Source organism: Pedobacter sp. 10L46_2 (assembly GCF_056395165.1).
Genome location: NZ_JBFTIZ010000035.1, coordinates 17,531 through 30,415, shown reverse-complemented (window position 1 = coordinate 30,415; position 12,885 = coordinate 17,531). Strand labels below are relative to the sequence as shown.

The window sequence follows — 12,885 nt, the reverse complement described above, 5'->3', positions numbered from 1 at the left end:
CTGTGCAGCGATCTTCCAACGGTGACAATCGAAGTAGCGATGGGTTTCGTAACTCAACTCCACACGACGTTCGTTCCTGATCCTTTCTCTCATTTGCTGAGCATTAAGACCTGTTGGAAGTGCTGGCATTCCGGCACGTTCCCTGATCAGGTTCATGTATTTATACACATCGGCAACTGGCCCGTCTGATTCATTTAGTGCTTCTGCATAGTCCAGATAAAATTCACCAAGCCTGAAAAATATCCATGTTTTAAGTGAAAACCTGCCCTGGGCAATATTCGCCGTAGGATCTACAGATTTTTTAAGCAAATATCCTGTCGTATTATAATCTCTTCCGGCATTTCCTCTACCATCTGCTCCACTGGACCAGAACTGCAAGCGGCGGTCAATGAAGTAGGCTCCGTTAAAGTTAATAGAAGCATAAAATCTGGGATCCCGGTGCACATACATATTGCTTACCCCTTCCATCCAGCGTCCGGTCATGGCTGTAGCTGTATAACCTGCTTCAGTATATCCGGAGGATTGATTGACCACTGGTGACCCATCACTATTATAACCTAGTATTGGTGCTTTTCCATTGTCCATTTCATAAGCATCTACTTGCTGCTGAGTTGGGTTATACCCATTCCACCCGCCCAGGCTTCCAGGGAAAGCACATTTCTCGGTCATTCCCGGATAATAACCGCCAATATCAGGTGTAGTACAATTACGTGCAAGGATCACTTCAACGTTGTTGTTTTCCAGAAACAATTGCTGGTAATTCTGCACAGGATCTGGATATTTTCTATAAAGCTGATAACCGGCAGCCTCACATTTATCGATACACTCTTTGGCGGCAAGAGCTGCAGCTTTCCATTTTTCGGCCTGATACTGACCAGGGAAAAGTTTTATACCTTCTTTATCTGTGAAGCCTGCATAGTCAGGATTGCCGTTCCATAAAGGGCTTGCCACATACAATAACATTCTTGCCTTTAGCGCCATCGCAGCCGCAGCAGTAACCCGTCCAATATTCCTATCGGAAGTAACTCTCATTGGCAACAAACTGATCGCCCTGTCACATTCTTTAGAAACAAAATCAACACCCTGATCAAGTGGTTGGCGTTTTATTTTAGTGAAATCATCGGCTACTCCTGCATCATAATCCATAATGGGAATCGGGCCATAGATTCGCATTAGCCAAAAGTGGTAAAAAGCACGCAGGTATACGGCTTCACCTATCCAACGGTCTTTATCCTGCTGGGTAAAGTCTTTGCCAAGGGGAGTTCTGTCGATGTATTTCAGAAAAATATTCGCTTTGCGAATACCCTCATACATGTTACGCCACTGCTGACTTGCCACATTATAGGCGTTCCAGGAACCCTTGTTCATCAGTTTTGCAAATTTCTCCGGCCAGGGTACATTCATCTCATCAGAGGCAACTACAAACGGATTAGGATCGACCATGTCGGTAAACCAGTTCTCAAGTGGGAGATCGGCATAAACATCCGATAAAAATGCTTCAGCATACCTGCGTTGAAGAAAAGCTTCTTCAATGGTAATGTCCTCTTCAGGGCTTTTATCCAGAAAATCTTTTTTACAAGAGGAGAACATCAAAAGCTGCACGAACAATAATCCACAGATTAAATATTTCATATCAAATTCTTTTATAATGGTTATTGGTTATATTATTTAAAATCAATCTGCAAACCTGCATTGAATGACCGCTGCAAAGGATACCCACCGGTTCCGTCATTAGATTCCGGATCGATGATCTTAATATGATCCCAGGTATACAAGTTCATACCGTTGACAAAAAACCTGAGGGAGCTTACCCCTATCCTGCCAGACACGCGCTGAGGTAAAGTGTACCCCACTTCAAGGTTACGCAACCTGAGGTAATTCCCATTTTTCATCCAGGTGGTAGAATTCAGGAAATTATTTGGATTGTTACCGACATCTATTGCAGGATACTTCGCACCCCGGTTCTCTGGTGTCCAACGATTGTTGTAATATTCGGTGAGTACATTATTTACCCCCAGACCATCGTAGAAAGGCCACATTGAAGTTCCGCTCAAGAAAATACTCGATTTGGCTGCCCCTGTAAAATACAGGCTAAAATCAAAGCTTTTATAAGATATGGTGCCGCCAAAACCAAATGTCATTTGAGGAAGACGCGGATAACCTACGGGGATCTGGTCATAAGAATCAATTATACCATCACCGTTAATATCCTTGTATTTAACATCTCCCGGTCTTGGGATAGAAAAGCTTTGTTTTGGACTGGTAGCAATATCTTCCTCGCTTTGGAATAAACCTTCAGAAATGAATGCAAAACTCTGATTTAACGGCAATCCTTTACCGGATAAATAGGAATATCGGCGTGTGGGCTCATCGTTTTCTACAATTGTATTCTTAGCAAAGGTGAAATTACCACGCAAGGAATAGAAAAATCCACCAGATGTAGTATTTCGCATTTCTATTAATCCATCTATCCCCTTGTTTTTGATTGCACCAATATTTCCATAAGGAATAGACCAGGGATAGAATCCGGTTACAAAGGGCACCGTTTGGCGCTGCAAGAGAATACCCGTACGATCTTCATCAAAAGCATCCACCTGCAAGGTTATTTTATCATCCAGGAAGCCAAGGTCCAGACCGATGTTTCTTTTTGTTGCACGTTCCCAGGTGACGTTTTGATTACCGATCTGGTTCTCCTCCATCCCATAGAAAAGCTGCTGATCCGGGCCAAACGGATAAGATTGTCCAACTGTTTTTACAGTGCTTAGAAACAAGAAGCGCTGGTTGATCTGATCATTTCCCACCTTTCCATAAGAGGCTCTTATTTTCAGGTTGCTGATTGCGGATGCATTCCAGAATTTTTCATTTGAAATTACCCACCCGGCTGAGAAGGCTGGAAAGAAACCAAATCTTTTTCCTTTCGGAAAGTTTTCAGATCCATTGTAGCCAAAGTTAACCTCTGCAAGATATCGGTTGTCGTAGTTGTAGGTGACCCTACTGGCTAAGCCCATTCGGCGAAAAGGGAGATTCGACACGGAGCTGCCCGCAGAAAGATCCACATAATCACGCTGATTATATAATAGCATGGAAGTCAGTCCGTGTTTATCAAATGAGCGCTCATAATTCAATTGGGTTTCCATATAAATAGCCCTGTTGCTCCCATTTTCGATGTAATATCCGAGTGGCTTTTCTTCTCTAAACGGTTCACTATACAAATCTTCTCCGGTTTCAGGATCTGTTCCCAGATACCGCTTCACTTCAAATTCCTTGGCCCTTACATTATTGGTCTGACCGTAACGATCATACGAAAACAAACCCCTTAATGATAAACCTTTGGTCACCAGTTCAGACATGTCCCATCTGGCTGCGAAAGTACCCTGCAAGGTACTACGATCTTGTGTACTGTAGCCCGATTGCGAGACCCTTCCCCAAGGATTCCATCCCACAAAGGTTTGGGCACCCCCAGGTGTTCCATCTGGATTCTTAACTGGAAATGCAATTGGCGATATTGTTTTTAAAGATTGAAAGATATCTGGTGCTGAGAATCCGGGATAGTTCCCATTCTGAATAATTCCACCTAGGCCAAGTTGCATGGTAAGACTTTTTGATAAGTTCAGATCAATATTGCTCCTGAAATTGTATCGTTTGATATTGGCATTCGTATTGAATTTATTGGACATATCCTGTTTATAAATTCCATTCTGAAGGGTATAACCAACATTGGTATAATACTTAATGATTTCATTACCACCGGTAACACTTAAATTATTGATGGTTTGCCAGGTATCACGCTTCAATACCGCATCTGTCCAGTTCGAGTTGGGATACAGGTAGGGATCTGAGCCATTACCAAATTTTTCGAGTTCTTCAGCTGACCACCTAGGCTGTTCACCAGAAAACATCCTTGCCTCATTCATCAGGGAGGCATATTCTTGTCCGTTAATATATTCTGGCAGCCTTAAGGCATGTAAAGCCGCCGCTTCTGTACGGAATGTTACAGCTGGCTTGCCGCTAACTCCGCGCTTCGTTGTAATGAGAATAACTCCATTGGCACCTCGCACGCCATAAACAGCGGTAGCAGATGCATCTTTTAGTATCGTAAAGCTCTCTATCTCCTGAGCATTAATGTTATTCATATCACGCTCCACTCCGTCTATCAATATTAGCGGTGCGTTGTTTCCAAAAGTTGAAAGTCCTCGTATATAAACCTGCGCAGCATCATATCCGGGCTCGCCGCTCGCCTGACGGGTAATGATGCCAGGCAGTTTACCTGCAATTGCATTGGATAATGCCGGGGTGGAAACCCGTTGAATCTCTTTGACAGAAATGGTAGACAATGAACCGGTAACGGAAATTTTCTTTTGCGTACCATAACCAACGACGGTTACTTCATTTAATTTATTCTCCTCATCGGGTTCAAGCTTAATTTTGAACTCTTGTGATGAACCAACTCTGATGGTTTTATTCTTATAACCGATAAAAGAAAATTGCAGGGAATCATTGTCTGAATTAACCGACAAAGAGAACTCACCCTTCTGGTCAGTCACCGTTCCCTGCGCGCTTCCTTTTAGTCTTACAGAAACCCCGGGTATGGCTTCATCTTTTTCATCAACCACTTCGCCGCGGATAACTCGGTCGGCGACTTGAAAAGGCCAGCTTTTGGCTTTTACTTCTGTTACCAGGAACAGAATGATCAGAAATGCTAAAATTTTATTCATATAAGTTGTTTGGTTTAGTGGTTCAAAACCGCAAAAAAGTAGCACAAAAAACAATAAACGTCATCAAAAATCCCTCACAGATAGACAAAATTATTCTTTTTGCGTTTTTTATGCGTTTTATAATACAAGTATAACCGCAAAATTCATAACTTCCAAATGTTTTAACAGAAAAAAATTTTACTTTTGTTAAATCTGTTATAAACTGCTTATGCGTAAAGAAGAAAGACACAAACTGATTATGAGGGAAATCAACCTCCACAATAAGGTCCTATCAGCCGATCTGAGTACTTTATTAAACATTTCTGACGATACAGTCAGGCGTGATCTGAAGGAGCTGGCCGAATCAGGTAAAGTCCTGAAAGTTCATGGAGGTGCTGCGAGCAAATCTTTTATTGCCCCCTTTAATTTGCAAAATGAAGTATATGCGCTTGCAGAAAAGAAAAAAATTGCAGAAAAAGCCCTCAAACTGATTAAAAATGACATGGTTATTCTTACAGAGGGTGGAACTACCATTCTGGAACTGGCCAAAATGATTCCCAAAAACCTAAAGGCAACATTCTTTACTGTTAGCCCTCAGGCAGCCATTACCCTATCAGAACACAGCAATTTGGAGGTGATTACTATAGGGGGAAAGCTAAGCAAAAACGCAAACCTGCATACCGGAACAAGTGTAATTAACGAGCTATCCGACCTTAAAGTAGACCTTTGCTTACTTGGCGCCAACGCATTTTCTGTAGAAGAAGGCCTTACTGATATGGACTGGGAGATTGTACAGGTAAACAAAGCCATTGTGAATGCTTCCAGAAAAGTTGCGGTTTTGGCGATTGCAGAAAAGTTAAATACATCGCAAAGAATCAGAATATGCCCAATCAATAAAATAAACTACCTGATCACAGAATTACCACCAGAAAGCCCCTACCTGGCCAACTTCAGAAATGATGATTTGAAACTTCTTTAGCATAGAACACGCTCCGCCAAGCTATCAAAATAATTCTTTGAATGGATCTACCTCCATTCCAGCGGAGCGAGAAACAAACCTTTTTTATCCCAGCCTGTATTGGAGATAAACCATCCTTCTTTTTTATCATAAATAATTTCAGCAGCATGGATAGGAAGCGAACAAACCAGGTTCTTTTCAGGAAAATTTTCGGGGTCCTTAGACCAGTATACATCTGTTTGATTGTATTGGGTCATTGCCCTGCATATAAAAAGGTAGAAAATTCCATTTCTATGTACAACAAAAGGACTCTCAGCATCCCCTCCCCAATCTACCACATAAGGTTGGATATGCACAATTTTCGGACCGCCCCAGTGCAACAGATCGGGCCCTGTTCTTACTGCAACTACTGATCGATGGTCGACCTCATTGTAGGTTCTGGTATAGTAATAATAATATTTACTTTTATATTTCATGATATACGAATCACGTGCATGGCCAGGGTCGCTAAAGAGCGGATTAAGTTGATAACGCTCCCAATCTACCAGATTGTCGCTTTTTGCCATGCATAACTGACCCCATGAGGCGTAGTTAGGGGCATCTTTTTGCATATTGCCAATATTATAAAACATATAAAAGGCATTCTTATCTTTTATAACGTGAGGTGCCCACAATACGCGCTCCTTACCTTCCTTCACAGACATGGCATCCCCTTTATCCTTCCATTTCCGCTGCATCAGAGAACCAGAAGTAATGTGGAAGAATCTAGTTTCTCCACCCCATGGCCTGATTGGATGGTGCCCAATGATGCCATACGCATGCCAGATACCATCAACACTTCTTACGAAGGAATGATCATTTGTATACCAGGTAGTGTCTTCTTTTGACCGGGTATCATTTGGATTAAAAATGTGAACAAAGCTCCCTTTTATATACGGGGTTTCAAAAGACTTTTCCTGCTGCGCCATGGCATGCTGACAAAATGTAAAAGCGATTGTCAGCATCGTAATGCTCATTTTTTTCATATCGGTATTAAAACAGGCCAATGATTATTTTATAGGTTTTACTTGTGGCAGCACATAACTATACACCTGATATCTCAGTTCACTCCAAACACTCTGCTCCGGAAAATCCTTTCCCGGATAAAGCTGCTGAATTGTAGGAATAAATTTAATCCTTACTCTTAGTTTAGATAAACCTCTTGTTAGTTTAGCCGGAATCAGGAATTCATCATCTCTGAAACGTCTGTTTGATGTTTCGATCTGATACACTCTTTTCGCCAATTCACCGGCTGGTCTTGAAAACATACAAGTACTAGATCCTGCCAAATACCATATACCCGCTTTTTTCCAATCTTTTTCTTTAATTTTTCTTCCTGATAGGTTCCCGGCAATATAAACTTCCGCAGTTTGATTCGGATAGCGATAATCCAGCGTCCGTCGTAATAGCGCACCCAGGTTATCAGGACTCATACTCACCGTAAACTCAGAAATACCTGATGTATGTCGACCATCTTCTTCATGGGCAGGATAAATCTCTTTGCCGATCAATTCTTTATACCCAGGAATCCTTTTAGGTAAATCCAAGCCCCATGCCCCGGCGGGAAACTTATCCGGCCCCCATTCATATCTCGATAGAATGGTTTCCACTTTGGAAGCCTCTGGTGAATAATAAGCGTGGCGCAGTTCATCATCTTGCTTACCAATATCAATCGAATCTGTTTTAATCAGTGACGCTGATGGCATTCCATACCAATAAGATACAGCTTCATAATGCTCCTGAGAAACGTTTTCGCTATGCTCAAAATTTATAACAGCCCGGTTTCCAAAGGGCATCAGATCAGCAATAAGAAACCGATATGCTGACTGAATAAGATCCTTATCATTTACTGCTGTTTTTTTCTCAGTAGACCCGCAGGGATGACCTGCAAGTGGAAGTGTCATGTTTTCCCCACCCCAATAATCACCTCCTCCTGCCCATTCCTCTGTTCCTGTACCATAGGCCTGGGGGCTCTTGCTGTCATCGAAAAAGAATCTTGGATCACCTTCCAGCGTATTAAGATTGGCATTGTGAGAAAATATAAATGATGTTCCAAGGAAACTTCCTGACCACTGCTGATGTCCTTCTATACCCCGAGTATCTAACCAGGTCATATCCTGACCCAAATCCGGTTTAGGTATATCCTTATAGGTAGCATGAAAATACGCATTTCTGTTGCTGGCTGTTTTCAGCTTTTCGTAACGTATTTCATAATTTATCTCTGCGTTGTCAGGTGCTATGCCGGTAAGTTCAAATTTTGCTGTTTTAAAGAATGGCATAGGATAATAGCAAGCAAGCTCAACTTTGTTGTTTATATAATCATAGCGAATATTTATGGGAAGCCCCTTGACCAAAAACTCCTTTTTCTCGCGATTAAAGAAGGTACCCGCTCCAAAAAAAAGACATAGCGGTGCATCTACAGATGGATATGCTGCATCGTCCCATGTTATTTTTAAGTGAATACGCTCCAAATCCATTGCTTTACTAAGCGGAAAACTTAGCTTAACGGCCCGAACCAGAGATAAGGGATTTTTAAGTGTGGCCAAAGTAATAGTCTTCTGATTCAATTTTAACTGACCTTGCTGTGCATTGATATTTTTGGGGGCAATATCCTTACCTGAAAGGTTAACCAGATCAACAATATCCTGATCTGGCGTTTTATTTACATTCCATGATCTGATGGGCTGAGAAAGGTTTTGCTCATTAGCATAAAGATGATAAATATAATAACCGGTACCATAAAAGGTACGGGAATAAGCAATACTCATCGAATCCTGAAAAGCCATTGGCACCCAGATCAGATCTGCACCTTTTGTAGCGCCCCATGTCCACCCCAATGGCTTAGGAAATGCCGCATTCGGAATAAAGGCGGTTTCTTTCAGCGTTTTAATTGCGTTGACAGGATCGGATGTTGCCGTTTCTTTTACAACATTGTCAATGCCGTCTATCTTAAAATGCCATGGACTGCCATGCCAGTGATTAGTGCGAAAGAAATAGAGGATGCCTTTCCCTTTTACGCTGAGGGTTACGTTCTCATCTTCTTTATTCATAAACAAAAAATGCGAGGCATCACTACCTCCGCCAGTACGATCATAGGTACTTCGCATATAGGCCCTTACGCCTATGCGTTGAAGCGGAAGCTGGTCCCATTTGCGATAGGCATCAAATCCTACTGGTACTGAAAGTACGTTTTGTGCATTTGCGCTTATGGACATTACAGCTAAACTTGCAAGAAGGCATTTTGAGATGATTTTTTTCATATGAGCATCAGTTTTATGGTGTGACTATAGGCCAGTTATCGGTTCTGAATGGAATCAATGGCAATCCATCTTTATTAAAAACATTGCCAATCGAAGTGTCATGAAAAGCATAACGCAGTGCTACAGGATGTTTAACAGAATCACTCCAGGCGATTATTTTATTATCCTTTAAAGTTGCCATGGCTGCGTAAAATATGCTGTCTTTACCTGCAATTTCTATATCGTTAACTTTCTCTCCTTTAATAACCATTCCTGCTGATGCATTGGCAATGGTTATTAAAGCCTTGTTCTTTTCAAAACTGACGTGCGTATAAACGGGACTTTTATATGCATGTATTTTGTGTCCGTAGGTTTCGGCCAATGCCCAATTGGCAAGTCTCCAACCTACATCATGCTTATTTTCAGGATGCACGTTATTGACATCTGTAACCAGATCGGTTGTAGCTACCATACCAGTATTGGGATGAGACATACTTTGCAATTGTGCTTCACGCAAAAGTGCGCCACTATTTACCTTTTTGTAGCTGAAAGGAGCGATCTGAACATAATAAAATGGGAAGTCCTTTTGCCATGCCTTCCGCCAAGCATCTATCAGCGTAATAAATAACTTGCTGTAGGTATTGGCAGTTTCCGTATTATTTTCTCCCTGATACCAAATTGCACCGGCAATTGAATAATTCGTTATCGGTGCAATCATCGCGTTATAGGCATAACCCGGATGATATGGAACCATCCCACTTGGCTGTATCCGGGAGGCAGCTGACTTTAAAGCAGTATCTGCATTTACTAGGCTATCCGGCGTCCATACTTCCGCAGCAGATCCTCCCCAGCTTGCCCCGATCAACCCAATTGGGGTACCGAGCTTTTCATTTAATTTTTTGCCAAAGAAATATCCAACAGCACTAAATGTCTTCAAAGCGCTACTGTCGCATACTTCCCAGCTTCCTTCTACATCATCCTGAGGATATCTTGCCGATTTTTTAGGTATACAAAAGAACCGTATATTCTTATTATAGGCCTGTGGTAGTTCTTCTTTGATATCTTTTAATCCCCAGTTGCCACACATTTCCATATTGCTCTGACCGGAACAAACCCATACCTCACCTATTAGTATGTTAGTAAGTGTAATCAGGTTCTTTCCTTTAAAACCAATCGTGTAAGGCCCCCCAGCACCTGAACCAGGCACAGTAATTTGCCACTTTGCGTCCCTGTCCCCAACAACCTGATAAGATTTTTGATTCCATGATGTGGTGATCGAAATTTTTTCATTAGGATCTGCCCAGCCCCACAGTTTAACATCCATTTTTTGTTGCAACAACATATTATTACCTATAATTGCAGGCAAACGGATATTACCAAAAGAGGAAAAACCAGAGAAGATCATTACACAGGCTAATAATGACAGGATCTTTGTTCGTTTTGAGGTAAATTTATTTTTCATTGAGAATCTTATGATAACGATTAACCCTAAGTTCAGCCTGGGCTTTATGTCCGGCAAACCCCTCCAGTTCGCATAATCTCATGGCATACTCACCTATTAACACACTTGCCTGTGGCGTACATCGTTGATAGGTGCAGTTTTTTAAGAACTTACCAACCCATAATCCTCCGGTATATCTGGCTGCCCTTCCGGTGGGGAGTGTATGATTTGTTCCAATCACCTTGTCGCCATAAGCAACATTGGTTTCCGGCCCTAGAAATAGTGCTCCGTAATTGGTCATATGATCAAGAAAATATTGTGGATTATGGGTAAGTACCTCCACGTGTTCATAGGCCAAAGCATCCGCTTCAAGAACAGCCTCTTGCTCATCCGAAACCAAAATAATAGTTCCATAGTCTTTCCATGCGGCACCTGCAATATCTGCAGTAGGTAGAATAGTGAGCTGACGTTCTATTTCAACTAATGTTTCTTTAGCCAGTTTTTCGGAAGTTGTAATTAATGCCGCTGGCGAGGTCGGGCCATGCTCTGCCTGCCCCAAGAGATCACAAGCCACCATTTCTGCATCCGCTGTTTCATCAGCAATCACTAGTATTTCGGTAGGACCAGCAAACAAGTCTATTCCTACACGACCAAACAGTTGTTTTTTAGCTTCGGCAACATAAGCATTTCCAGGCCCCACAATAAGATCAACTGGCTTTATAGAATTTGTTCCAATTGCCATCGCGCATAAGGCCTGTACACCACCCAGAATATAAATTTCATCCGCACCCGCAAAATGCATGGCACATACTGTGGCTTCGGGTATTTTGTTATTAATCGGTGGCGTAAAAGCAATGATACGTTGCACCCCTGCAACCTTGGCCGTAATAATGCTCATATGCGCTGAAGCTACCATTGGATACCGCCCTCCCGGAATATAGCAGCCAACGCTATTTACAGGAATATTCTTATGCCCTAAAAAAACACCCGGCAATGTCTCCACTTCGATATCCGTAAATGACGCCCTTTGTTGTTCTGCAAAAAACCTTATTTGTTTTTGTGCAAAAAGAATATCCTCAATAACATGATCAGGAGTATGATCAAGAATTTCCTGAATTTGATTGGTGGTAAGCCTAAAAGATTCAGGCACCCAGTTGTCAAATGACGCAGAATATTCCCTAACAGCCTTATCTCCATTTAGCACAACGTCCTTAATTATTCTTTCTACTGTTTTTCTAACTCGTGAATCTGCTTCATTAATTTCATCTTCACTCTTTCCCTTTTTTATGTACCTGGCCATTTATTATGATTATAATTTTTTATTGATTTCTAATTTCCCCAAAGCTTGGGGTCGTTTCCCTTGTTTTTACGCCATTCGTTGCGCCACTTGTGAATTTCTGCCGGTCCTATCATTGGCATAGGTTTTCTGGCCGCTGCATCAGGTATTTCTGGAACTGCAACTGCCTTATCCTGGTACCAATAAGCCACACTAGCAAGATCAAGGGTAAGCACATTCATGCTACCGTGTTCTATGGTGAACTTCATTGATTTATCAAAGTAGATCGGATCAACAATGTTAAATCGGTATATATGAGTTTTTCCAAGAAAACCGATATCATCATTAACCTTTGGATAACCAAAATAAGGAGTTGAATAAGGTACCTTTGGAGCACCCCAGGAAGTATTGAAGTAATCTTCCGTACCGGTGCCAATTAAAGAAGGATGTTCATCGCCATCAATAAATATCATATCATCACCCTCTCCGTACCAATATGGCGTAGGTGAGTGAACATAGTAGTTCACACCCACAAAATGCCCTTTACCTTTTATATCGGCAATAACGTAATTATCCTTACCGGTTTTATTTGGAATTCCCGGCCCGAACATCCAGTGTTCATTTTCTACGCTATCGGCAGGACCAGTGAGTTCTGTATTGTAGCAGGCATGAAATCTTCCGGCATTAGAGGGAAGGCTTTTCATTTCCACATAGTCTACATAGAAGTACAGCGATCTGATGTCTTTCCCCGACTGATTCTCGATCTCAATTCTTGCACCTTTTGAAAAAGGCATGGCAAAATAACTAACCAAACCATTCCCATTTGTTGGCGTTGCTGCCAATACTGCGGAGGTGAAAAGGTAAGATTCATTCCATCCCTGCCCGAAAAAAGGGCCTATCGGAGATTCGACAGAGGGACGATCATTTCCATCCCAATACATTTTTATAATCACATCATTACGGCTTAACACGTTCGGTTCAGGCCCCATAGTGATCCAGATATGGTTGATCATTCCAGTTCCTTTAACATCAAAAATAATACGCTTTTCCCCGCTTTTTATGTTTTGCAGATTATCGTGATTGTCGCCACTCGAGTCATAACTACTCACCCGTTTGGTTTTTATACCCTGCTGAATAAGCGATAATGCAGACAAGTCATTATTGAAAGTCTGCGCCATGGTGTTGGCAGAAAACAGAAGAAGTACTTGCAGGAAATACATTTTAAATTTCATCTCAGA

At 41.8% G+C, this 12,885-nt stretch carries 8 protein-coding genes; 1 reads left to right on the top strand and 7 read right to left on the bottom strand.

All coding sequences use genetic code 11. The features are described 5' to 3' along the window. Both AC1DDX_RS06095 and AC1DDX_RS06090 read right to left on the bottom strand, forming a co-directional pair. The coding region (locus AC1DDX_RS06095; protein WP_477621867.1) for a RagB/SusD family nutrient uptake outer membrane protein at positions 1 to 1,632 on the bottom strand (1,632 nt) is incomplete at its 3' end. Between the two features lie 32 nt (positions 1,633 to 1,664). Beyond that, positions 1,665 to 4,715, bottom strand: coding sequence for a SusC/RagA family TonB-linked outer membrane protein (locus AC1DDX_RS06090; RefSeq protein WP_337715026.1), 3,051 nt, complete (start codon positions 4,713 to 4,715; stop codon positions 1,665 to 1,667). A 208-nt stretch (positions 4,716 to 4,923) separates the two neighbouring features. Between AC1DDX_RS06090 and AC1DDX_RS06085 the strand changes: the two genes are divergently transcribed. Further along, entirely contained in the window at positions 4,924 to 5,673 is a 750-nt protein-coding gene (locus tag AC1DDX_RS06085; protein WP_172663642.1) for a DeoR/GlpR family DNA-binding transcription regulator, read from the top strand. A gap of 47 nt (positions 5,674 to 5,720) precedes the next feature. On the opposite strand, the gene AC1DDX_RS06080 is transcribed toward AC1DDX_RS06085, so the two are convergent. The 5 genes from AC1DDX_RS06080 to AC1DDX_RS06060 are packed head-to-tail and all read right to left on the bottom strand — an operon-like array spanning position 5,721 to position 12,879. Beyond that, positions 5,721 to 6,677 carry a family 43 glycosylhydrolase gene (locus tag AC1DDX_RS06080; protein ID WP_337715028.1) on the bottom strand — a complete coding sequence of 319 codons (957 nt, stop codon included), beginning with the start codon at positions 6,675 to 6,677 and terminating at the stop codon, positions 5,721 to 5,723. A gap of 24 nt (positions 6,678 to 6,701) precedes the next feature. Next, the gene (locus AC1DDX_RS06075) at positions 6,702 to 8,951 is read right to left on the bottom strand and encodes a DUF2961 domain-containing protein (protein WP_288880283.1); all 2,250 of its coding nucleotides are present in this window, start codon (positions 8,949 to 8,951) and stop codon (positions 6,702 to 6,704) included. A gap of 13 nt (positions 8,952 to 8,964) precedes the next feature. Beyond that, positions 8,965 to 10,392: a sialate O-acetylesterase gene (locus AC1DDX_RS06070; RefSeq protein WP_337715030.1), complete on the bottom strand. Its 1,428-nt coding sequence runs from the start codon at positions 10,390 to 10,392 to the stop codon at positions 8,965 to 8,967. Continuing rightward, on the bottom strand, positions 10,382 to 11,671 hold the full coding sequence (gene hisD, locus AC1DDX_RS06065) for a histidinol dehydrogenase (protein ID WP_288880287.1): 1,290 nt from the start codon (positions 11,669 to 11,671) through the stop codon (positions 10,382 to 10,384). The genes AC1DDX_RS06070 and hisD overlap by 11 nt, the downstream gene beginning before the upstream one ends. A 29-nt stretch (positions 11,672 to 11,700) precedes the next feature. Beyond that, positions 11,701 to 12,879, bottom strand: coding sequence for a glycoside hydrolase family 172 protein (locus tag AC1DDX_RS06060; RefSeq protein WP_288880289.1), 1,179 nt, complete (start codon positions 12,877 to 12,879; stop codon positions 11,701 to 11,703). Positions 12,880 to 12,885: the final 6 nt, after the last annotated feature.

Coding starts and splice junctions, on each gene's coding strand:
- AC1DDX_RS06090 (WP_337715026.1), bottom strand. CDS start 4,715: ATGAATAAAATTTTAGCATTTCTGATCATTCTGTTCCTGGTAACAGAA.
- AC1DDX_RS06085 (WP_172663642.1), top strand. CDS start 4,924: ATGCGTAAAGAAGAAAGACACAAACTGATTATGAGGGAAATCAACCTC.
- AC1DDX_RS06080 (WP_337715028.1), bottom strand. CDS start 6,677: ATGAAAAAAATGAGCATTACGATGCTGACAATCGCTTTTACATTTTGT.
- AC1DDX_RS06075 (WP_288880283.1), bottom strand. CDS start 8,951: ATGAAAAAAATCATCTCAAAATGCCTTCTTGCAAGTTTAGCTGTAATG.
- AC1DDX_RS06070 (WP_337715030.1), bottom strand. CDS start 10,392: ATGAAAAATAAATTTACCTCAAAACGAACAAAGATCCTGTCATTATTA.
- hisD (WP_288880287.1), bottom strand. CDS start 11,671: ATGGCCAGGTACATAAAAAAGGGAAAGAGTGAAGATGAAATTAATGAA.
- AC1DDX_RS06060 (WP_288880289.1), bottom strand. CDS start 12,879: ATGAAATTTAAAATGTATTTCCTGCAAGTACTTCTTCTGTTTTCTGCC.